Origin of the sequence: Marinobacter arenosus (assembly GCF_019264345.1) — a bacterium.
Taxonomy (GTDB): Bacteria; Pseudomonadota; Gammaproteobacteria; order Pseudomonadales; family Oleiphilaceae; genus Marinobacter; species Marinobacter arenosus.
Genome location: NZ_JAHVAO010000001.1, coordinates 1,561,206 through 1,582,122, shown reverse-complemented (window position 1 = coordinate 1,582,122; position 20,917 = coordinate 1,561,206). Strand labels below are relative to the sequence as shown.

Annotated in this window: 18 protein-coding genes; 7 read left to right on the top strand and 11 right to left on the bottom strand. The window is 59.5% G+C overall.

All coding sequences use genetic code 11. The annotated features are described in order from the left end of the window. The first annotated feature begins 8 nt into the window (after window positions 1-8). Window positions 9-401, top strand: a complete 393-nt coding sequence (locus KXD86_RS07345) for a YbaN family protein (RefSeq protein ID WP_312846263.1) — start codon at window positions 9-11, stop codon at window positions 399-401. A gap of 20 nt (window positions 402-421) precedes the next feature. Further along, on the top strand, window positions 422-859 hold the full coding sequence (locus KXD86_RS07340; RefSeq protein ID WP_218635389.1) for an Rrf2 family transcriptional regulator: 438 nt from the start codon (window positions 422-424) through the stop codon (window positions 857-859). On the opposite strand, the gene KXD86_RS07335 is transcribed toward KXD86_RS07340, so the two are convergent. Together KXD86_RS07335 and KXD86_RS07330 are read right to left on the bottom strand one after the other, a co-directional pair. Continuing rightward, window positions 847-1,938, bottom strand: coding sequence for a fatty acid desaturase family protein (locus KXD86_RS07335; protein ID WP_218635388.1), 1,092 nt, complete (start codon window positions 1,936-1,938; stop codon window positions 847-849). The genes KXD86_RS07340 and KXD86_RS07335 overlap by 13 nt on opposite strands. 52 nt (window positions 1,939-1,990) lie before the next feature. Beyond that, the gene (locus tag KXD86_RS07330; RefSeq protein WP_218635387.1) at window positions 1,991-3,094 is read right to left on the bottom strand and encodes a ferredoxin reductase; all 1,104 of its coding nucleotides are present in this window, start codon (window positions 3,092-3,094) and stop codon (window positions 1,991-1,993) included. Between the two features lie 192 nt (window positions 3,095-3,286). On the opposite strand from KXD86_RS07330, the gene KXD86_RS07325 reads away from it, so the two are divergent. Next, a complete protein-coding gene (locus tag KXD86_RS07325) occupies window positions 3,287-3,916 on the top strand; it encodes a TetR family transcriptional regulator (RefSeq protein WP_218635386.1) in 630 nt (209 codons plus the stop codon). Here the strand turns inward: KXD86_RS07325 and KXD86_RS07320 are convergent. Next, window positions 3,913-5,349 carry a WS/DGAT/MGAT family O-acyltransferase gene (locus tag KXD86_RS07320; RefSeq protein WP_218635385.1) on the bottom strand — a complete coding sequence of 479 codons (1,437 nt, stop codon included), beginning with the start codon at window positions 5,347-5,349 and terminating at the stop codon, window positions 3,913-3,915. The genes KXD86_RS07325 and KXD86_RS07320 overlap by 4 nt on opposite strands. Before the next feature lie 222 nt (window positions 5,350-5,571). On the opposite strand from KXD86_RS07320, the gene KXD86_RS07315 reads away from it, so the two are divergent. Both KXD86_RS07315 and KXD86_RS07310 read left to right on the top strand, forming a co-directional pair. Further along, entirely contained in the window at window positions 5,572-5,955 is a 384-nt protein-coding gene (locus tag KXD86_RS07315; protein WP_218635384.1) for a CidA/LrgA family protein, read from the top strand. Beyond that, window positions 5,948-6,679 (top strand): LrgB family protein, encoded by a 732-nt coding sequence (locus KXD86_RS07310; protein WP_218635383.1) that lies wholly within the window; start codon window positions 5,948-5,950, stop codon window positions 6,677-6,679. Before KXD86_RS07315 ends, KXD86_RS07310 begins: the two co-directional genes overlap by 8 nt. Here the strand turns inward: KXD86_RS07310 and KXD86_RS07305 are convergent, their stop codons facing one another. The 5 genes from KXD86_RS07305 to tmpT form a co-directional block, all read right to left on the bottom strand. Next, window positions 6,680-8,584 carry an alkaline phosphatase D family protein gene (locus tag KXD86_RS07305; protein WP_228739344.1) on the bottom strand — a complete coding sequence of 635 codons (1,905 nt, stop codon included), beginning with the start codon at window positions 8,582-8,584 and terminating at the stop codon, window positions 6,680-6,682. It lies immediately after the preceding gene. Between the two features lie 19 nt (window positions 8,585-8,603). Beyond that, window positions 8,604-10,163 carry a SpoVR family protein gene (locus KXD86_RS07300; RefSeq protein WP_218635382.1) on the bottom strand — a complete coding sequence of 520 codons (1,560 nt, stop codon included), beginning with the start codon at window positions 10,161-10,163 and terminating at the stop codon, window positions 8,604-8,606. After that, window positions 10,160-11,455: a YeaH/YhbH family protein gene (locus KXD86_RS07295; protein ID WP_218635381.1), complete on the bottom strand. Its 1,296-nt coding sequence runs from the start codon at window positions 11,453-11,455 to the stop codon at window positions 10,160-10,162. The genes KXD86_RS07300 and KXD86_RS07295 overlap by 4 nt, the downstream gene beginning before the upstream one ends. A gap of 33 nt (window positions 11,456-11,488) precedes the next feature. Next, window positions 11,489-13,411 carry a PrkA family serine protein kinase gene (locus KXD86_RS07290; RefSeq protein ID WP_218635380.1) on the bottom strand — a complete coding sequence of 641 codons (1,923 nt, stop codon included), beginning with the start codon at window positions 13,409-13,411 and terminating at the stop codon, window positions 11,489-11,491. Between the two features lie 374 nt (window positions 13,412-13,785). Then, window positions 13,786-14,439, bottom strand: a complete 654-nt coding sequence (gene tmpT, locus KXD86_RS07285) for a thiopurine S-methyltransferase (protein ID WP_218635379.1) — start codon at window positions 14,437-14,439, stop codon at window positions 13,786-13,788. Window positions 14,440-14,514: 75 nt separating this feature from the next. Here tmpT and KXD86_RS07280 point away from each other — a divergent pair, with 75 nt between their 5' ends. After that, window positions 14,515-15,450: a D-2-hydroxyacid dehydrogenase gene (locus KXD86_RS07280; RefSeq protein WP_218635378.1), complete on the top strand. Its 936-nt coding sequence runs from the start codon at window positions 14,515-14,517 to the stop codon at window positions 15,448-15,450. Window positions 15,451-15,511: 61 nt separating this feature from the next. Here KXD86_RS07280 and KXD86_RS07275 read toward each other — a convergent pair whose 3' ends face one another. Continuing rightward, on the bottom strand, window positions 15,512-16,759 hold the full coding sequence (locus tag KXD86_RS07275) for an OmpP1/FadL family transporter (protein WP_218635377.1): 1,248 nt from the start codon (window positions 16,757-16,759) through the stop codon (window positions 15,512-15,514). Between the two features lie 202 nt (window positions 16,760-16,961). Between KXD86_RS07275 and KXD86_RS07270 the strand changes: the two genes are divergently transcribed. Next, complete coding sequence (locus tag KXD86_RS07270; protein ID WP_218635376.1) at window positions 16,962-18,323, top strand: YihY/virulence factor BrkB family protein; 1,362 nt, start codon at window positions 16,962-16,964, stop codon at window positions 18,321-18,323. Here KXD86_RS07270 and KXD86_RS07265 read toward each other — a convergent pair. Together KXD86_RS07265 and KXD86_RS07260 are read right to left on the bottom strand one after the other, a co-directional pair. Then, on the bottom strand, window positions 18,306-19,352 hold the full coding sequence (locus KXD86_RS07265; RefSeq protein WP_218635375.1) for an HDOD domain-containing protein: 1,047 nt from the start codon (window positions 19,350-19,352) through the stop codon (window positions 18,306-18,308). The two genes, KXD86_RS07270 and KXD86_RS07265, sit on opposite strands and share 18 nt — an antisense overlap. Before the next feature lie 110 nt (window positions 19,353-19,462). Next, the gene (locus KXD86_RS07260) at window positions 19,463-20,692 is read right to left on the bottom strand and encodes a DUF445 domain-containing protein (protein WP_218635374.1); all 1,230 of its coding nucleotides are present in this window, start codon (window positions 20,690-20,692) and stop codon (window positions 19,463-19,465) included. Between the last annotated feature and the right edge of the window lie 225 nt (window positions 20,693-20,917).

The following is a 20,917-nucleotide window of genomic DNA, read 5'->3' as shown; positions in this document are numbered from 1 at the left end:
ATGCAGATATGAACATCTCAGGGGGCGTTGCAATGCGTGAGTGTTCCGGGAAAACCGGATTTCGCATTCTTTCGTATATTGCGTTAGGTCTGGGGGCAATCGGGGTAGTGCTTCCCCTTCTTCCGACAACGCCGTTTGTGCTTCTGGCGGCTTTTTTCGCCAGTAAGGGCTCTCCGGCGTTTGCCCGATGGCTGGAAGAGCATCCCCGTTTTGGGCGTGTGATCGCAGATTGGCGCCGAAACCGGGCGGTGCCAGCCAAGGCCAAGGGTCTGGCGTGCGTCATGATGGCGTTGAGCTGGGGGGTACTTTTTGCCCTCGGTACGTCAATGATTATCCTGGCGCTGGCCGCTGGTGCGATGGTCTGTTCAGCGTGCTACCTGCTGACAAGACCTTCCTTTTAACGGAAACACTGGAGTACTGAATGCACATCACCCGTTACACTGACTATTCACTGCGCGTGCTGATCTATCTGGCGGTGCAGGGTGATCGCCTGGCGACCATTCAGGAAATTGCCGAGAGTTACGACATTTCCAGAAATCATCTGATGAAAGTGGTTCATCAGCTCAATAAGAAGGGCTACATCGAGACGGTTCGCGGCAAGAAGGGCGGCATGCGGCTTCACATGCCGGCACGTGACATCAGTATCGGGATTCTGGTGCGGGAGACCGAGCAGGACCTCAACATGGTGGAATGTTTCTCGTCGAAGAACGGATGCCGGATCGCTCCGGTTTGTGGCCTCAAATCCATGTTCGGTGAGGCGCTGCACGCGTTTCTCAAGGTGCTGGATAACTACACCCTGGCCGATGTGATCCAGGATCAGCATCGGCCACAGTTGTTGAGGTTGCTTCAGGTCGCCTGACCCATCGTCAGGGCGGGTACCCTGGCGCGTAGCCGGTCCGGCAGGGAGAAGGCAAAGATGCGTTTCAGCACGGTGCCGTACTGTCGGGCAAAGCTGCCCGTGTTATACGGGATGCCATGCTTCCTGCACACCGCCTGCACCTGTTCCGAGATCTCCGGATAGCGATGGGCCGGCAGGTCCGGAAAAACGTGGTGCTCGATCTGGTAACTGAGGTGACCGCTCAGCAGATGCACCCACTTGCCGCCGGTGAAGTTTGACGAACCGGTAAGCTGGCGCAAGTACCAATGGCCCTTGCTCTCGCCTTCACACTCGGCTTCCGTAAAGGTCTCGGCATCCTGTGTGAAATGCCCGCAGAAAATCACCGTGGATGACCACAGGTTCCGGATGAGGTTCGCGCCGAGGTTTCCTGCCAGCACGACCGGTGCCACCGGGAAGGTGATCAACGGGAAGAACAGGTAGTCCTTGAACGCCTGCCGGCCACCTTTGCGGAAGAAGTCCTTCAGGAACGGCAGCTTGTCGCGCAGGCGGATCTCGCCGCGGCGAATGCGCTCGCTTTCCAGCTCGTGCAGGCCTACCCCCCACTGGAAGAACACGCTCAGCAGGATGTAGTTGATGAACTGGAGCGTATGCTGGGGCTTCCACTTGTCGTCGTCGCTGAGGCGCAGCAGTGCGTAACCGTAGTCGCGGTCCTTGCCAATGATGTTGGTGTAGGTGTGGTGCTCGTAGTTGTGGGTCCTGCGCCAGGACTCGCCGGTGCAGACGGTGTCCCATTCGTAGGTCTGGGAATGCAGGCCCGGATCGTTCATCCAGTCATACTGCCCATGCATCACGTTGTGGCCGATCTCCATGTTCTCGATGATCTTGGAGATCCCGAGGGCGGCGGTGGCAGCCACGAACACCGGCGGAATGAAGCCAAAGGGCATCATGACCCGGCCACCCACTTCCAGGGTACGGTGCAGACGAACGATGCGGCGGATGTACTGGGCGTCGCGCTCGCCGAGATCCGCAACCACCGCGTCCCGGATGACATTGAGATCCCTTTCCAGTTCACTGAGCTGTGCTTCGGTCATCGTTTTCATGGTCTTACTCCTTGCGGTGCGTCAGTGCACCGCGTCGCAATTCGATAATGGATTAAACGTCGATGGACACCGGGCCCTGGGGCACGGAGATACAGAGCTGGACGTTCTCCTCGCCGGGACCGGATGCCTGGCCCGTCAGGCGGTTGATGACGGTGCCGCTGGTCTTCCGGCAACTGCACTGGTGGCAGATGCCCATGCGGCAGCCATATTGGGGAGTCAGGCCGGCGGCTTCGGCGATTTCCAGGAGGTTGGCGTCGCCCTCTGACCCCACCTCAATGTTGCTGTGGCTGAACTGGACCTGTCCGCCCAGGGCTTGATGCTCGAGGTTTGCCCGGGGCGCGGAAAAGTAGGTGCAGTGAATGTCGCGCTCCCGGACGCCTCGGCTCTGGAGTAGCTCTTCTGCCAGGTCCATCAGGCCTTTCGGGCCGCACAGGAAAATCTGACGGCCGTTGAGTCCCGGAACCGTGCCCAGATCCCCATCCGACAGGTACCGGGGGGAAGCCCCGTCATGGGTCGGGATAATGCTCAGGGTCAAAGCGGGATAGCGGGCAGCCAGTGCCTCAAGCTTTTCGCCGGCAATGACGTCCTCAGACGTGCGTACGTAATAGAGCAGGCTGACCGGTGCCCGGTAGTCCTGCGCCGCCATGGTTTCAAGCTGACTCAGAACCGGTGTGATACCGCTGCCGCCGGCAATGAACAGGACCGGCGTGGCCACTTCGGGTATCAGGAAGTCGCCGAAGGCTTCGCCGAGGCCCAGGACGGCTCCGACCTCCAGGTGATCGTGCAACCAGTTGGTCACCAGGCCGCCCGGCAATCGTTTGATGGTCAGGGTGATCAGACCCTGACTCTGCCAGAGGATCGGCGAGCTGGAGAGGCTGAAGGTACGGTTTCGACGGGTGCCATCGATGTCGACACAGATGTTCACATGCTGTCCTGCCTCGAAGCCCTGCCAGCGGCGCGCCGGTTTCAGGACGAAGGTCTTGGTGTCTGACGTTTCCTGAAGGGTCTGCACTACCCGTGCCGGTGTGTACTGTTGTACCCACATCGGGTTAACACGCTCCAGCAGCGGATCAAAAAAAGCAGCGGGATCTTCCCGGTTAAACAGCTGCTTGCCGAGCCACTGGAGTGCCTTGCTCTGGTTCTGTCTCGCTAACATTGGAATTCTCCATGGTGCAATCTGTACGCGTGTGTACAGTTGTTCACTAATGTGTACGACTGTACACAGCGAATCCGGGTATCACAATGGGGTGTGTAGAACTGGCGCAAAATGACAAGCATTTGGTACTTTAATTTTTTCGGATGTGTACACTTGTTGTCGGAGTTCAACAGCAATCGGTATGAGCAGGCCATGGCGGAAAAACAACGCAGAAAGCCGGGTGAAACGCGCGAAAAACTCATGGGTGCGGCGCTGACCCTGGTGGGCAAGGGGCGGCATTTTGCCAGTCTGGGAATACGGGAGGTAACCCGGCAGGCGGGTGTGGTACCAACCTCCTTCTATCGACACTTCCGCAACATGGACGATCTCGGGCTGCAGCTGGTGGATGAGCTGGGCCTGGTCTTGCGCCGCATGATGCGGGAGGCCAGGGGGCACGTTTTACAGGCGGATAAACTGATTGAGGAATCGGTGGATATCTTCATCAGCCATGCCCGGGCCAACCGCAGTTTCTTCCTGTTCATGGCGCAGGGGCTGGCTGGCGAGAGTCGGGCTGTACAGGATGGCATTCGAAGCGAGATGCGATTCTTTGCCAGCGAACTGGCGAACGACCTGCGGCGGTTAAGGCTGGTTGACCACCTCAGCGACGGGGATCTGGACATGACTTGTGATCTGGTGGTTCGCAGCGTGGCGTTCAGCCTGACGGACCTGCTGGGGGTGGCCGAAGACGACGACTACCAGATTGACCAGATCCGGAAGCGGACGATCCGCTTCCTTCAACTGATCTTTGTGGGTGCTGCTCACTGGCAAAGCGGCAAGCGCTAACCCTTCTTGCGTGACGTGCTCGCAGCCTTCCTGGGTTTGGGTGGAATCACCAGGGCTTCCAGTTCATCCAGCGCCTCTCCCGTGTAGACCGCCAGTTTCTGCATGCTGGGCAGAGTGTCCCGGCAACCCGTGTAACCGAAATTCAACGAACCGTCATAACTCAGGCAGGTGATGTTCAGAGCGCCGCCGTGGGCAATCAGCGACACCGGATACATCGCCTCAAGCTTGGCGCCCTCGAGGTAAAGGGTGCGTTGCGGGCCTGGAACGTTGGAGATGGTGACGTTGAACACCGGGCGCATCCGGCCGCCGAGCCCGGACATCAGCTGCAGGATGTAGGGCGACATCAGCAGCATGGTGTATTGGGTCAGGGCGCTTTTCGGCAGCTTCTGCAGGTGCTCCTTGGCGCGACGGGTGGAGGACTTGATTTCCTGCAACCGGTTCAGCGGGTCCGGCTCATCGGTTGCCAGCGAGGCGATCATGAAACTGATCTGGGTGCCCGTGCCCTGATCGTCGGACGGACGAATGTTGACCGGAATGCCGGCCGTCATCGCGGTGTCCGGCAGGTCGTCCTGCTCCAGCAGGAAACGACGCAGCGCGGTGCCACACAGGTACAACACGATATCGTTCAGGGACGCCCCGGTTTCGGTTGCCAGCTTCTTGATGCGATCCAGTTGGTAGTGCTGGGTCGCGAAACGGCGCTGCCCGGTCACCCGGTGATTGATCTTGGAAACCGGCCCCATGAACGGAGCCGTCAGCCCGTCCTCCGGGTGTCGCACAGAGTGCAGCAGGCGGTTGCCGGCCTGCCAGAGCCTCGGGGCCATGTCGGCCTGCAGCTTCAGGGCGTCCATCGCCTGGGACACGGCCGCCGGAATGCTGGCTTCGGTATCGGTCTTGCTGCCGCGCCGGCGTTCCGGTTTGACCGACCAGGGTGGCGGCATGTTGCGTTTGTCGGGGTCGGTGGTCAGCACCCGCTGCATCAGCCGGACCCCGCTGATGCCATCAATCATCGAGTGATGCATCTTGGTGTAGAGGGCGAAGCGGTTGTTCTCCAGCCCTTCGATAACGTGGCATTCCCAGAGTGGCCGGGCGAAGTCCAGCGGGTTGGAATGCAGCCGCGACACCAGGATGCCCAGCTCACGCTCGCCGCCGGGGCGGGGCAGGGCGGAATGGCGAACGTGGTAATCCAGGTCAATGGTCTTGTCGACCTTCCAGGCCGGTGCCACCAGGCGTCCAAGGAATCCGGACCAGGCCAGTTTCAGGTTCCAGGGGGGGGCCACGTCGCCGGTTTCTTTCATCCGGGTGACGAGATCGCGTAAAAAGGTTTCGGGAGCGCCTTCCGGCAGCGAGAAAATCTGCAGGTTTCCGACGTGCATCGGGGTGTCTTCAGACTCCACCGCCAGCCATGAGGCATCCAATGTTCCCAGGCGTTTCATTCCTTGTTCTACTCCACGGGTGTAAGGGATTTTTTACTTGTTAGCTGCAAGTATACTGACAACCAGGCCTGTTCACGATGTTACCGTCCGAAAAGTTCCGTCTTTTGCGACATTTAACGCCTTTACCCGGAGGCCTCCCGTCAGACTTCCGTTGAGTGTTCACCCCGGCCGTTAATGGCTATGCTTTGATTTTAACCGGTATCTGTCGGCGGAGCCCTCGCGATGCAGTTTCTAAACGGAATAACGCTGTTGCTGGTGTACCAGTTGGTCGGCGAGGTCACCGTGCGCCTGGCCGGGGTGCCCATACCCGGGCCGGTGCTGGGGATGGTGATGCTGTTCATTACCCTGTGGATTCGTGGTCAGGCGCCGGAGTCCGTCGAGCAGGCATCGTCGGCCCTCCTGTCCCATTTGTCCTTGCTGTTTGTCCCGGCCGGGGTCGGCATGATGGCGCACTTTAACCGGATCGCGGATGAGTGGATTCCCATCACGTTCGCCTTGCTGCTGAGCACGGTGATCACCATGGTGGCGACAGCGCTGATCATGCAGCTGACGACCCGTTGGCTGGTGAAGCCCGGCGCAGCCACAGAGGAGCAGGGCCATGAATGAGCCGGGACTGCGGGATATCTGGGTCTACCTTTCGACCTCTCCTTTGCTGGGGCTGACCATCACCCTGGTCGCCTATGGCCTGGCGTACCGCCTGTACCTGCGCGCCGATTCCAATCCGCTGGCCAACCCGGTGGTCACCTCCGTGGCCATGCTGATCGGACTGCTTCTGCTGACGGGAACCTCGTACAGCGATTACTTCGAGGGCGGCCAGTTTGTCCATTTCCTGCTGGGGCCGGCCACGGTTGCCCTGGCTGTGCCCCTGTACCAGCAGTTCTCCCGACTCCGGCAACTCTGGCTACCGGTGACCATTTCGCTGGTGTGCGGGGTACTGATTGCCGCGGGCAGTTCAATCGGGCTCGCCTGGATGCTGGGCGGCTCGACGGAGATCCAGATGTCGCTGGCGCCCAAGTCCGCGACGGCACCGGTGGCCATGGGTATTTCCGAAAAGATTGGCGGGTTGCCGTCGCTGACCGCCGTACTGGTTGTGATTACCGGCATCACCGGCGCGGTGCTGGGCACCAAGCTGTTCGAATGGATCCGGGTGAAAGACGATACCGCGAAGGGCATCGCCATGGGGGTGGCTGCCCACGGCATTGGCACCGCCCGGGCCTTTCAGGTCAGTTCCCAGATGGGCGCGTTCTCGGGACTGGCCATGGCGCTGTCCGCCTTTGCAACCGCCCTCATCGTGCCCTGGCTGGTGGACTGGATGCAGGCGCTGTTCTGATCAGTCGCGTTTCCGTTGCCGAAAGACCGTGCCCCCGCCACCGGCGTTCAGTTGCTGGATGACCGTTGGAGAGCCCTCGTCATCCAGTCGCACATCCCCGATCCCCGACTGATTCCACAGGCGCTCGCCGGCGTCCCGGCCTTTCGGCAGCCTCGGCGAGATCCGCATGCGCCGCCGTTGAGTGAACCAGTTCAAGGGCGACCAGGGTGCGAATAACCAGCGGTTGAGGCGGTCCAGCCACTCCAGAAGGGCGTTGGGAAATTCGTTCTTGATACCGCTGCTGGTGATCTGCCAGACCTGTGGGGAATGGTGTTGGTGGCGGAGCGTGACATCGTAGGCAAAGGAATAGTGCACATCCCCGGAAAGAATCACGAAATGCCGGGGTGTCCGGGGGTGGCGGAAAATGTTGAGCAGTACGCTGGCGGCGCCCCGGTGGGCCATCCAGTTTTCAGCATCCACCAGCAATGGTTTGCCGAAGAACGTAAACACGCTCTGGATCAGCTCGATGAGCTTCACGCCAAACATCGGGGCGGCCGACACCACAACGACGGCCTGCTCGCCGATGATTTCCTGCTGGAAATCGGTCAGTGATTCCCAATCCATAAGTCCCGAGGGATGACTGCGCCGCCTCTCGCTTCGCCAGCGATGGGTTCGCGTGTCCAGGACAACCAACCGGGGCGACGTCGGCAAACTGTAGTGCCAGTGGCGAAAGTGGAACAGTTGGTCGATCAGGTCGTCCTGGGTGGCCTTGTCCAGCTCGTACCGTTCGTTGTTGACATCGAACAGCGTCACGCAATCGCCGATGAGTGTGCGGAACTGTTCAGGCTGATTGCCCCAGCCCTGGCACAACAGGTAACCCAGCAGGGCATTACCGATGATGCGCCGTGAAAACGGATGTTCGTAGGCCGTGGTCTCCCACAGGGCCGAGAGATTCCAGTCGTCGGTCACATCGTGATCGTCAAAGATCATGTAGACCGGTACGTTGGCCAGGGCGCGACTGGCCCGGGGAAGGCCGCGACGGAAGTCGTCCAGGATAGCCTGTTCACGCCGGTAACGGGCCAGCTCGTCCGGATCATTGACCGGCTCGGCGGCGGTGACAAGCGCCCAGGGTTCCGGTGACCACACCAGCAGGTACATGGCCATTATCTCGGCGAAGGAAATCAGATGATTACCGGCGCTGGCGGTGGTGAATACCGGCTTTCGCACCCCGCCAAAAAAGCGCTCGGTCAGGGCCTCATTGAATTCCGATTCCGGGAGCAGTTCATCCCGGTGATAGTAGGCATTGGCAACCGACGTCAGTTCACGGCTGTGGCTGAGGGAGGCGCCTTCGAGTGTTTCCTGGTAGAGGCCAAGTTGATGGATGACGCATTGAATGGCGTGCAGCATCGGGCCCGCCACATCGTCGGCGTAGATCTGGTCGCCGGTCATCAGTAAAAGTGACGGGACGTCTTCCAGTCGCCCGGCGTTGTGCAACTCATCGTCAACCCGGATCAGACCGTCGGTCGCGGGATGGTGGGGACGACGGCAGGAGCCGTGGAGGATGCGGTCCAGTTTCGATTTCAGGGTGAAGCCGGGGCGCTCACGGCGCTCAGGGCAGAGGTGGGGCGCCCAATCCCGGATCCATTCCGGTGTCTCGCCCGGGCTGCGCGCCAATCCCAGGTCGTAGTCGAGGCGGGTGTCCCGGGGCAGGGGCGAGTCCGTCGTGATCGTCAGGAGGTTGAGCCAGGCGCGGGTTCCTACCCTGAGCCGGATCAGTTCATCGTCGGTCACCGGGCGGTCGATCAGGCAGTCTTCGCCGTCCATGACCCGGACGACAAAGTTTGCTTTCACGCTGGTGGCGAGCCATAGGACCAGTACATCTGGAGCACAGTGGCGCAGGATCGGGCCGGCGAGGGCCGGTCCCAAGGAGCCCGTTGGTTCCAGGTCAGTCCTCCTCGAGTTCCCTGGGTGGGCAGTGATACTCCTCGACCATGGTGCCTTCGTCGACGCTTTCCAGGTGCACGTCAAAGCCCCACAGGCGGTGGACGTGCCGCAATACCTCCTCGGTTTCATCGCCAAGGGGCACCCGGTCGACGGGGATGTGGCGCAGGGTCAGTGAACGGTCGCCCCGAACATTCACGTTCCACACCTGGATGTTGGGCTCCCGGTAACTGAGGTTGTACTGCCGCGCCAGTTTTTCCCGGAGGATCCGGTAACCGGGGTCATCATGGATCGCGGTAACCCGGTACACATCCTCCAGATCGTCGTTCTGGATGGCAAACAGTTTCAGATCCCGCATGACCTTCGGCGACAGGAACTGCTGGATGAAGCTCTCATCCTTGAAGTTCTTCATGGCGAAATGCACGGTTTCCAGCCAGTCGGAACCGGCAATGTCCGGGAACCACTGTCGGTCCTCGTCGGTGGGATGCTCACAGATGCGGCGCAGGTCCGTGAAAATCGAGAACCCCAGCGTGTAAGGGTTCAACCCGGAATACCAGGGGCTGTTGAACGGGGGCTGATAGACCACCGCAGTATGGCTCTGCAGGAATTCCAGCATGAAGCCGTCGTTGACCAGCCCCTTCTCGTACATCCGGTGGGTCAGTGTGTAGTGCCAGAAGGTGGCCCAGCCTTCGTTCATCACCTGGGTCTGTCTCTGCGGGTAGAAGTACTGGCCCAGCTTGCGCACGATGCGCACGATCTCCCGCTGCCAGGTTTCCAGCAGGGGGGCGTTCTTCTCGATGAAATAGAGAATGTTTTCCTGCGGCTCTTCCGGGAACCGGCGCTGGCGCTTGACCGGATCATCGTCATCGTCGAGCCGGGGAATGGTACGCCACAGATCGTTGATCCGGCGTTGCTGGTACTCTTCGCGTTCCTGTTGCCGGCGCTGCTCCTCCACCGCCGAGATGGGGGCCGGGCGCTTGTAGCGGTCGACGCCGTAGTTCATCAGGGCGTGGCAGGAATCGAGGATCTGCTCCACCGCATCCACGCCATGACGCTCCTCGCACTCGGCCACGTAATGCCGGGCGAAGACCAGGTAGTCGATGATGGCACTGGCGTCGGTCCAGGTGCGGAACAGGTAGTTGCCTTTGAAGAAGGAGTTGTGACCGTAGCAGGCGTGGGCGATGACCAGCGCCTGCATGGGCAGGGTATTTTCCTCCATCAGGTAGGCGATGCAGGGATTGGAGTTGATGACGATTTCGTACGCCAGCCCCATCTGGCCCCGCTGGTAGCCTTTGGAGGTGCTCAGGAATTGCTTGCCGAAGGACCAGTGATGGTAGCCCACCGGCATGCCCACCGAACTGTACGCGTCCATCATCTGCTCGGCGCTGATGACCTCGATCTGGTTCGGATAGGTGTCGAGGCCGAACTCGGCCGCGCACTTGGCTATTTCGTCGTCGTATCGACGGATCAGATCAAAGGTCCACTCCGAACTGGTAGAGATGGGCTGGCGGTCCCCGGCGCCCCCTGTTTCGGGGGCATTGGGACGGTCCATCATATCAGTCATGCGGCTTTCCTCTCGAACAGCTGGCGGAAGACGGGATATATCTCACCCGGGTCGGCGATCTGTTGCATGGCAAAGCTCTGGGGGAAGCGCTCCATGATCTTTTCGTACTCGTACCAGAGCATCTGGTGATCCTGGGGCGTAATCTCGATATAGGCGTAGTACTGCACCAGGGGCAGAAGGCTGTCGGCCAGAATCTTGCTGCACACGGGGGAATCGTCGTTCCAGTTGTCACCGTCTGAGGCCTGGGCGGCATAGATGTTCCACTCGGACGGCGGATACCGGGACTCAACGATCTTGTTCATCAGCTTCAGGGCACTGGACACGATGGTGCCGCCCGTCTCCCTGGAATAGAAGAACTCTTCCTCGTCGACTTCCTTGGCGCTGGTGTGATGGCGAATGAACACCACTTCGATCTTCTTGTAGTTCTTCTTCAGGAACAGGTAGAGCAGGATGAAGAAGCGCTTCGCGATGTCCTTGTGCATCTGGGTCATGGACCCGGAGACATCCATCAGGCAGAACATCACCGCGCTGGTCGCCGGTTGGGGGTGCTTCAGGTGTTGGCGGTAGCGCAGGTCAATCTCGTCGATAAACGGGATCCGCCGGACGTTCGCCTTCAGGCGGGCAATTTCTTCTTCCAGGACCTGAATCTGGTCCTCGTGGCTGAACGCAGGGTCCAGATCCTCGGGTGCCGATTTCAATTCGGCCAGTTGTGCCTCAAGTTCCCGGATCTTTTTCTTGCGGGCACCGCCAAGGCCGAGACGGCGCGCATGGGCGCCCCGGAGTGAGCGCACCACATCAAGCTTGGCCGGCACGCCCTGGGTGGTGAACCCGGATCGCACGTACTTGAAGGCATCGGTGTCCTTCAGTTTCTTGCGGGCAAGGTTGGGCAGTTCCAGATCGTCGAAGAGGAAATCCAGGAACTCCTCCTGGGTAATCTGGAAGGCAAACTCATCCATGCCCTCACCATCGGGGCTGGCCCTGCCCTGTCCCTGGCCGCCACCACCCCCACCGGGTGGTTTCGGGATGGTGTCTCCGGCCACAAACTCCTGGTTGCCCGGATGCACCACCTCACGACGCCCGCCCTGGCCGTGGTGGAAAATCGGTTCCTCGATGTCACGGGTTGGAATACTGACATTCTCCCCCCGCTCAATGTCCGTGATGGAGCGCCGCTGCACCGCGTCCGCCACCGCTTTCTTGATGTGGTGGCGATAGCGGCGCAGGAACCGTTCCCGGTTCACCGCGCTCTTGTTTTTCCCGTTCAGTCGCCGATCGACTACGTGGGTCATACCCATAGCATTACTCCAGTTCAGCGCTCGGTCGCTGACTTAGTGAGACTTACGAACCCTCAGGTACCACTCTGCGAGCAGGCGCACCTGTTTCTCCGTGTAGCCTCGATCGACCATGCGCTCGACGAACTGCTTGTGCTTCTTCTGATCTTCCTGGCTGGCTTTCGGGTTGAAAGAAATAACCGGCAGCAGATCTTCGGTGTTCGAGAACATCTTCTTCTCGATCACGCTGCGCAGTTTCTCGTAGCTGAGCCAGGACGGGTTGCGTCCCTGGTTGTTGGCTCGGGCGCGGAGCACGAAGTTGACCACCTCGTTCCGGAAGTCTTTCGGGTTGCTGATGCCCGCCGGCTTCTCGATTTTTTCCAGCTCATCGTTGATGGAGGAACGGTCGAGAATCTCGCCGGTTTCCGGATCCCGGTACTCTTGGTCCTGGATCCAGAAGTCCGCGTAGGTGACATACCGGTCGAACAGGTTCTGGCCATACTCGCTGTAGCTTTCCAGGTACGCGGTCTGGATTTCCTTGCCGATGAACTGCACGTAGTGCGGTGCCAGGAACTCCTTGATGAACCGCAGATACCGTTCCTGAACCTCGGCCGGGTATTGCTCCTGCTCGATCTGCTTTTCAATCACATACAGCAGGTGTACGGGGTTGGCCGCCACTTCTGCGGTGTCGAAGTTGAACACCTTGGACAGGATCTTGAACGCGAAGCGGGTGGAGAGACCGTCCATGCCTTCGTTCACGCCTGCCGCATCGCGGTACTCCTGAATGGATTTCGCCTTCGGGTCGGTGTCCTTGATGTTCTGGCCGTCGTAGACCCGCATTTTCGAGAAGATGCTGGAGTTCTCCGGTTCCTTGATACGGGACAGCACCGAGAATTGCGCCAGCATGTCCAGGGTATCCGGGGCGCAGGGTGCGCCGGCCAGGGAACTGTTCTTCAGCAGCTTCTTGTAGATCTCGATCTCTTCGGTCACTCGAACGCAGTAGGGCACCTTCACGATGTAAACACGGTCGAGGAAAGCCTCGTTGTGTTTGTTGTTGCGGAAGGTCTGCCACTCGGATTCGTTGGAGTGGGCGAGAATCACCCCGTCGAAGGGCACCGAGCCCATGCCTTCGGTGGTGTTGTAGTTGCCTTCCTGGGTTGCGGTCAGCAGCGGGTGCAGCACTTTGATCGGGGCTTTGAACATTTCCACGAATTCCAGCAGCCCCTGATTGGCTTTGCACAGACCGCCGCTGAAGCTGTAGGCATCGGGATCATCCTGGGAGAAATCTTCCAGCATCCGGATGTTGACCTTGCCCACCAGGGCCGAGATGTCCTGGTTGTTGTCATCGCCCGGCTCGGTCTTCGACACACCGATCTGGTCGAGTACCGATGGGTATTTCTTCACGACCCGGAACTGGCCGATGTCGCCTCCATACTCATGCAGCCGCTTGACCGCCCAGGGCGACATGATGTTTCTCAGGTACCGGGCCGGAATGCCGTATTCCTCTTCCAGAATCTGGGCGTCTTCGGCAGGGTCGAACAGCCCCAGCGGAGACTCGTTGACCGGTGATCCCTTGATGGCGTAGAACGGCACTTTCTGCATCAGGGACTTGAGTTTCTCGGCCAGGGACGATTTACCACCCCCCACCGGGCCAAGCAGATACAGAATCTGTTTCTTTTCTTCCAGTCCCTGGGCTGCGTGGCGGAAGAACGACACGATGTTCTCCACGGCATCTTCCATGCCGTAGAATTCAGAGAATTCCGGATAGCGTTTGATAACCTTGTTGGAAAAGATGCGTGACAGGCGGGAGTCACGAGAGGTATCGATGAGTTCGGGTTCGCCGATGGCAATTAACATTCTCTCAGCGGCCGAGGCGTAGGCCGTTGGGTCCTTTTTGCAGATCTCCAGGTATTCCTCCAGGCTGAATTCTTCCTCCTGGGTACTCTCATACCTATCTTTAAAGTGCTGCATGATGGTCATAGATAGCCCCTCGCTTGCTCTCTTATAGTCAGCTCTCAGTTCACGCAATGTCCCCGTTGCATCGGCTCCGCCTTTCCGGGCGGTCTGTTTAGTTATGGGTGGAAGGAATGGATACTTTCAAGCCGCCCGCAGATCTGGTTGCCGCGGCGGCCTGCATACTCTGAGCTTAGTTCACGGTCGAAAAATTGGACAGTGGGGAAGTGGTTAAGGTTCATTAAATTGTGTTACGGCGGGCGGGAGCTTGGCGGCTGGGGCGCGAGCAGGGTGACTTTGCAATCTCTTGTTGAAACTTGCTTTGCTCCGACAAACAAGAGGTTGCAAAGTCACCCGGCACACACTCCGATCGCGCTACATGCCGTAACGCAATTTGAAGGTTAACGCTTGGTGAGGCGGAATACGCTTTCTGTCGCGCCGGCCAGGCCTTTGCGTTTGGTGAAGGGGTGGTCCTTGGCCAGGGTGTTGGTAAGGATGTGCTCGATGTCGTAGTCGGCGCCATAGAGTTCCCGGACTTCGTCGTCGCTGACGTTGAACGGGGGACCTTTGATCTCGGTGTCGTAGTCGAGCGTGATCAGCAGGATCCGGGTGCCGTCCGGAATGATCGCCGTCAGGTGTTCCACGTAGCCTTTGCGCATGTGCGGGGGCAGGGCGATCAATGCGGCCCGGTCGTAGACCAGGCGAATGTGTTTCAGGTCGTCCGGCACCAGCTGAAAGAAGTCACCGCACCAAAGCTCAAGATCGTCGTGTTTGAAGGTGGTGAAGGGTTCGCCGGGATGCACGTTGGCCTTTTCGCCGCCCTCCTCGAAGAAGTCCTTGCAGGCAACGTCACTGAGTTCAACGCCGATGACCGGATGGCCCCGGTCGTGCAGCCACCACATGTCGTGGGCCTTGCCGCAAAGAGGAACGAAGACAGCGCTGGTGGCTTTGCCCGCCAGTTCCGGCCAGTGATCATAGAGATATTGGTTGACCGTACCCTCGTGAAAGCCGATTTCCTTCTTGGCCCAGCGTTCGTGCCAGAACTGATGTTCCATGGTTTTGCACTCCCTGATTTGGACGTTTGGTTCAGTCTACCCTAATCTTTGCCTGTCTTGATTCAGGAGAAAAGTATGAAAGCCGTATTCCTTGATGCCAACACGTTGGGCGATGACGTTGACCTGGCCCCGATCGAACGTATCACCGGCGACCTGGTGAAACATGGCAAAACGGCGCCGGGTGAGGTGGTCGAGCGCATCCGTGGCTTTGATACGGTGATCGTCAACAAGGTGGTCCTGACCCGGGAGCATTTCGAAGCCTGTCCCGACCTCAATACCATTGCCGTGGTGGCAACCGGGGTGAACAACATTGATCAGGCCGGGGCAAAAGAACACGGTATCCGGGTGCTCAATGTCACCAACTACGGCCGGTCCACCGTCGCCCAGCACACCATGGCGCTGATCCTCGCACTGGCCACCCGGTTGCTGGATTATGATCGGGACGTTCGGGCCGGTCGCTGGGCAAAGAGTGACATGTTCTGCCTGATGGACCACCCGATCCTGGAACTGGAAGGTCGTACGCTGGGTGTGGTTGGCTATGGCGATCTAGGCCAGGGGGTGATCGAACGTGCCGAGGCCTTTGGCATGAAGGTGGTGCTTGGGGCGCGTCCCGGACAATCGGCCGGGGAGGTGGATGGCTACCCGAGACTGCCCATGGACGAGTTTCTGCAGACTGCCGATGTGGTATCACTGCACTGCCTGCTCACCGACGACACCCGGAACCTGATCGGGGAACGGGAACTGAAACTGATGAAAAACGATGCCCTGCTGATCAACACCAGCCGTGGCGGGCTGGTGGACGAGCAGGCGCTGGCCGATGCGCTTCGTGCCGGAGAGATCGGCGGTGCGGGATTCGACGTGCTGACCGAGGAACCGCCCCGTCATGGCAATCCGTTGCTGGCGGCGGATATTCCGAACCTGATCATCACACCACACTCGGCCTGGGCGAGTCGCGAAGCCAGGCAGCGCATTGTCGACATTACTGCGCGAAACCTCGCATCGGTCAGCTGAGTAACCCTGCAAAGAAAAGCCCCGGTGGGTGGCCGGGGCTTTGTCAGCGATCAGGCGGGGCTCAGAACGACCAGCCTACGCTGGCAGACGCGCCCACCTGGTACATTGCCAGGGTGATCGTCTGGTCGGCCGCCAGTGGGTTGGGCCCCGTCACTTCTTTTCGGGGTGAGTAAAAGGCCATGCCGGACACTTCCAGGTTGTTGCTGAAATGGTGGGTAAAGCCGCCGGTGAAGTGCCATTCCTGAATACCCGGCGCGAGGATGTTCAGAAGCACATCCTCATCGGAGACCGGATTTTCGCCGTAGCTGACGCCGGCGCGCCAGGCGTGGCTCCGGGTCTGTTGCCATTGCCAGCCCAGCTTGACGACGGTCATGTCATCCCAGCCGAACCCGGCACCCTCGTCCGCACCCAGGGGCGCCGTCATCAGGTTGGGCAGCAGCGGGTTGCCCACGCTGTCGATCTCGCTGTAGCGGATATGCTGTATGTCCAGTAGGAACCAGTGATCCTGGATGCCGGACCAGGCAAGACCTGCGTTGAACATCTGTGGAATGTCGAAGTCGCCCTGTCCGGCGAAGAGTCCACGGTACTTGTCGAACTCGTCCATCTTCAGGATGTTTCGCCAGCTTACGCCACCCCGTAGGCTATCGGTGATCTCGCCCTGCCAGCCGATCTGGTAGCCGTAACCCCAGGCATCGTCGTGGCCCCGGTTCGATACGGCACTGCCGTCGGACGAAAAGGCGGCGAAGCCCTGGAGGCCTTCCGCCTCGAAGCGTTGATAGGCGAAGACCGGCGAAATGCCAATGGCCTGGTTGTCGGAAAACTCCCAGGACCAGGTTGGGGCAATAAACAGTTGCTCCAGGTTCACACCAGTACGGCCACCATAGAAGGGACCGCCGTTGGCGCCGGGATAGTCCGTGTTCATGCCGCCGTTGGCAAACACGGAGACACCAAACGCCGTGTTCTCTGACAACGTCCGGTTGAAACCGAAATGGGGGATCGCGAACGCATCGCGGCTGCTTTCATAGGTGCCCGGCACCAGGGGGAACATATCGTTCTGGTTTGGGGTGCCGTCCACCGAGTACTCTCGCTTTGGCGAGAACACCTCGATGCCACCGTCCATTCGATTACCAATGAATGCCATGCCAGCCGGGTTGGTGGCGGCGGCGATACTGTCCTGGGACAGGGCGCTTCCGGCGCCGGCCATGCCTTTGTTGATGGTGCCGTATCCATGGCTGAAATAACCGTTGGTCGCGAACGCGGATGCGGGGATAAGGACCAGAGTCGCGGCTATTGCCAGTCTAGAGCGCATAAGTGAACACCTGTTCATAAAATACCGTCACATGTACGACGGTCTTTCTACAGGAGATTTTTTATAAATTGAAGTGATTAAAATCGATATGGTTATAGTTTTGATGTTTAGAGCTCGCAAAAGAGCCGGAATTGGCCATACTCTGTTGTGTCAGGTATCTACCTGATAACTTGTACAAAACTTTCTTAAAGCAGGGTGTTGAGTGGCTTCCTTCCAATTCAAAGAACGACTCCAGTCCGCGGAGGACTGGATCCTGGCGAACCCCAATCCGCCACAAAGCTGGCCCTGGACCTGGCTCTACAAGGCGGCTCGCTCGGCGTATGCCCTGGTCCGCGACGTTGTGAGCGGACAACTCACCCTGCACGCCATGAGCCTGGTCTACACCACGCTGCTCAGCATTGTGCCCCTGCTCGCCCTGAGTTTCTCGGTGCTGAAGGCGCTGGGCGTACACCAGCGCATTGAACCCTTCCTGTTTACATTCTTCGAGCCGATGGGCCCCGAAGGCATCGAACTGGCGGAGAAAATACTGGGCTTTGTCGACAACATGAAAGTCGGGGTGCTTGGCTCGGTTGGCCTGGCACTGCTGGTGTACACGGTTATCTCCCTGCTCCAGAAGATCGAACGCTCCTTCAACATGATCTGGCGGGTGCCAGACATGCGCTCCATGGCCCAACGCTTCAGCAACTACCTCAGTGTGATCATGGTGGGCCCCTTGCTGATGGTGTCGGCCATTGGCGTCAGTGCCACCATCTTCTCCTCGACCTACGTCCAGTTTCTGATGGAGATAGAGCCGTTTGGCTCACTCATTCTGGCGGTTAGCCGATTCACCCCCTTCTTTCTGGTGGTGGGCGCTTTCACCTTTGTTTACATCTTCATGCCCAACACCCGCGTGAAACTGCGCTATGCCTTTATTGGCGGTTTGGTGGCGGGCGTTTCCTGGCAGGCGGGCGGGATGCTGTTTGCCTCGTTTGTGGCCGGCTCCGCCAAATACGCGGCTATTTACTCAAGCTTTGCCATCGGGATCATTCTGCTGATCTGGACGTACCTGAACTGGATGATCCTGCTGCTTGGTGCCAGCCTCGCCTTCTACCTGCAGAACCCGGGAGCAGTCGCCAAGCGGCGGGAGGTCCAACTGGCGCCGGAGCTTCAGGAGAAAGTGGCCCTGGCGTTGATGTGGATGGTGGCCAAACCCTTCAGTGACGGTGAGAGGGCGCCTCAACAGGAACTGCTTGAGCATCAGTTGCGTGTGCCGGGTGAGGTGACCCGCGGGGTGAGCGACAAACTCATTCGCGCCGGGCTGCTGTCCTTGGCGGGCCGGCAGGGGGATCAACTGGTCCCGGGCCGAAGCCTCGACGGCATCACCATTGCTGACGTCCTGAAGGTGGTGCGCCGCGATGAAGACCGGGTAGTGGATCGATTGCCTGTGTACCTGCCGTTTGATCTTCTGCACGGGACGGAGGAGCGGCTTTCAATGTCGTTTCTGGAACTGATCAAATCCGGCAAATCCGTGGAAGAGACCATCGAGGAAGCCGAGCGGGAGGCTGTCTCACACCCGGGAGGTTGAGCGCCCTCCCTCCTGCAGCATGGTGTTCAGTGATTGCCGCACCGGACCGATCTGCTCCGGTGCGAGCTTGAGTACCTTGGGAAGATGCTCCTCGGCAAGGTTGCGCTGATTGGCGTGCCGAAGCACCTCCCGGGTTCCCAGGATCATGCCATCGTTCAGCGGTGTCTGTGCCTGCCGCGGTGCCGGCCGCTCTGCGCCAAGCAGCAGCGCATTGAACTGGGGCGGTAGATGCCACTCATTGGCCAGCAGTTGGCTGGTTGCCCACTGATGGCGGACCAGTGAATATCGGATCAGCGCCGGGTCCGGATCGCGGATCAGGCGCGCCCGGCAGATCCGGTGCAACTCCCTGCGAATAGTGATGTAGGCCAGCGCCGGCAGGAGTCCTGCCATGAAATGTGCACTCGAATCGGCGCTCTGTGCCCGTGCCGTGAGTTCGGAGGCGCGGGCACAGGTCAGGCCCCAGCGCCAGACCCGCTGGGCGAAAAGCGCTTCCCGGCTATTGCGGGCGGCCATCATGGGTCGCATCACGGCGGCGGAAACCACGTTTCGAATGCCATCCAGCCCGAGCAGGAAGACGGCCTGGTCGACCGAATCAATGGCGTGGTCCCCGGGCCGGAAATAGGGGCTGTTGGCCATCTGCAGAAGCTGGTCGGTCAGGGACGGGTCGCCAAGTATGATGTCGGTCAGGCGTTGGCGGTCGGTGGATTCGTCGGACAGTGCCCGCATCAGCATGGGCAGGCTCAGGGGCTGACGTGGCAGCTCCTCCAACTGGCCGTCACCCAGGCGCTGCTGAAGTTCGGCAATGGCATCGGCGGCATACGACAGGTCGCCGTCCAGTTCGGACGGCGCAACATCCAGTAACCAGCAGAACAGGTGATCTTCCAGTTGGCGGGCCAGCAGGGGGCCGGTTTCCGGGTCGTCGTCGGTAGATTGGTCCTGGGCCGGATTCAACAGTCGTGGCTCTGGTGCCAACGACGTCGGTTGCGAAGTCGAGAAAAAACCTGAAATCCAGGACAGAAAACCTGGCATCCATTGCCTCCGGGTCGATCAGTCGTCAAAAAGTACGCATCCTTGTCCGGGCAGTATAGTTCGCGGTCCATGGGTTGCACAGAAAACAACTGATTGATTAAGGCTATGGGCTACATCACGGTCTGGCCAAACACGAACACCAACTGGCAGATACCTGCGGCCATGCCCAGGAAGGCGCCAACCAGAATCAGTTTGATCTCGTCTTCCTGGAAGCAGGGCCGGAGCAGATCCTGAAACTCCTCGGACGATAGGGCGATCATTCGTTCCACCATGATGGATTCGACGGCCCGGGCCCGATCCTTTTCAAAGACCGGATTGTTGAAGGAGGTCTGTGAAATTTCGATCGCTTTTTCGCCTACCTGTTGCTTCAGGGTGGCAAACCCGGTGGGGCCGAAGGCCATCTGGGTGAGTGCCTTACCCATGCCGGCGGTTTCGTCCACCAGGGGTTTGATGTGCTTTTTCACCATGTTGCGGGCCCGCTCCCCTTTCGGGCCGTCGAGAATCGCGTTGATGATGTTGCCCACGGTAAGGATTTCGTGGGTAACGATGTGGCAGAAGGATTCGGCAACCGCGGGCTGGCGTTTCAGGAACAGCCCCTGGATACGGAACGGCCCGACCTTCTTGGCGTGCAGTGGGCGGAAGATGACGTTCAGGGCGATCCAGTTGGTGGCCCAGCCCACCAGCAGGCCGAAGAACGGCAAGACCCACCAGCTCTGGTAGTAGTACCAGACAGCCATCTGGATCAGGCCGAACAGGAAGCCGAAATACAGCCCGGAATTGACGATAAAACGGAACTCAACCTGGCCACATTCGAGGAAAATGCGGTTGAGCAGTTGTTTGTCGCTGGCCAGCCGCTCGATCACCATGCCCTTGATGTCGAGCAGGTCCTCAATGTTCGTGGAGACATCCTCGACCAGGTTGTCCACCAGTTGCGGGGTGGATTTTCGAACACGGTCATAGACCATGTTGCGGGCGGAGGAGGGCAGGTTCTCCCAGAAGGTCGGGTATTCCCTCAGCATCATTTCATCCACATACTCTTCGATGCGGGGGTCAACGGAATGAACGATGTGGGTGGCGAGAACCTTGGGGTCGATCTGCTGGAAGATCTCCCGCACGGTGCCGATCTTGGAAATGGTGGCGTCCACGCTGATCGCGGCCATTTTCCGGGCCTTGGACGGGATGATGCCCTGCCAGCCCAACAGGGGTGGCTTCCCGACGAATTCCAGTGGGTAGAAGGTCATCTTGATGGCGAGCCAGTTGGTGGTCCAGCCAATCAGGGCAGCAATGACGGGAATGCTGAGGTACTGCCAGAATTCAGGTGTGGTGAAAACGTTTGTCATCCGCGACTCGCCAGTATCCGTTGTTGTTGCTGTGGAGCATGCAACCCTATGGGAAAGCCTCTCCAAAACCCGCTCACGCGCGCCCATGTGGCGCTTGAGCTACGCCATCCCTGGCTCCGCACAGTTTTGGAGAGGCTTTCCCACAGCGTTGCCCAGGCTCAGGCAGCTGCTCTCATTAGTCATGCAGTCAGGGATCATGTTGGTAGAGGTGTGTACTGTCAATGA

What these genes read in the sequence shown, in the direction of transcription:
- tmpT (WP_218635379.1), bottom strand. Translation starts at nt 14,439, where the DNA reads ATGGAACATCAGTTCTGGCACGAACGCTGGGCCAAGAAGGAAATCGGC.
- KXD86_RS07325 (WP_218635386.1), top strand. Translation starts at nt 3,287, where the DNA reads ATGGCGGAAAAACAACGCAGAAAGCCGGGTGAAACGCGCGAAAAACTC.
- KXD86_RS07310 (WP_218635383.1), top strand. Translation starts at nt 5,948, where the DNA reads ATGAATGAGCCGGGACTGCGGGATATCTGGGTCTACCTTTCGACCTCT.
- KXD86_RS07290 (WP_218635380.1), bottom strand. Translation starts at nt 13,411, where the DNA reads ATGACCATCATGCAGCACTTTAAAGATAGGTATGAGAGTACCCAGGAG.
- KXD86_RS07335 (WP_218635388.1), bottom strand. Translation starts at nt 1,938, where the DNA reads ATGAAAACGATGACCGAAGCACAGCTCAGTGAACTGGAAAGGGATCTC.
- KXD86_RS07300 (WP_218635382.1), bottom strand. Translation starts at nt 10,163, where the DNA reads ATGACTGATATGATGGACCGTCCCAATGCCCCCGAAACAGGGGGCGCC.
- KXD86_RS07265 (WP_218635375.1), bottom strand. Translation starts at nt 19,352, where the DNA reads ATGCCAGGTTTTCTGTCCTGGATTTCAGGTTTTTTCTCGACTTCGCAA.
- KXD86_RS07315 (WP_218635384.1), top strand. Translation starts at nt 5,572, where the DNA reads ATGCAGTTTCTAAACGGAATAACGCTGTTGCTGGTGTACCAGTTGGTC.
- KXD86_RS07320 (WP_218635385.1), bottom strand. Translation starts at nt 5,349, where the DNA reads ATGAAACGCCTGGGAACATTGGATGCCTCATGGCTGGCGGTGGAGTCT.
- KXD86_RS07340 (WP_218635389.1), top strand. Translation starts at nt 422, where the DNA reads ATGCACATCACCCGTTACACTGACTATTCACTGCGCGTGCTGATCTAT.
- KXD86_RS07275 (WP_218635377.1), bottom strand. Translation starts at nt 16,759, where the DNA reads ATGCGCTCTAGACTGGCAATAGCCGCGACTCTGGTCCTTATCCCCGCA.
- KXD86_RS07280 (WP_218635378.1), top strand. Translation starts at nt 14,515, where the DNA reads ATGAAAGCCGTATTCCTTGATGCCAACACGTTGGGCGATGACGTTGAC.
- KXD86_RS07345 (WP_312846263.1), top strand. Translation starts at nt 9, where the DNA reads ATGAACATCTCAGGGGGCGTTGCAATGCGTGAGTGTTCCGGGAAAACC.
- KXD86_RS07330 (WP_218635387.1), bottom strand. Translation starts at nt 3,094, where the DNA reads ATGTTAGCGAGACAGAACCAGAGCAAGGCACTCCAGTGGCTCGGCAAG.
- KXD86_RS07260 (WP_218635374.1), bottom strand. Translation starts at nt 20,692, where the DNA reads ATGACAAACGTTTTCACCACACCTGAATTCTGGCAGTACCTCAGCATT.
- KXD86_RS07295 (WP_218635381.1), bottom strand. Translation starts at nt 11,455, where the DNA reads ATGGGTATGACCCACGTAGTCGATCGGCGACTGAACGGGAAAAACAAG.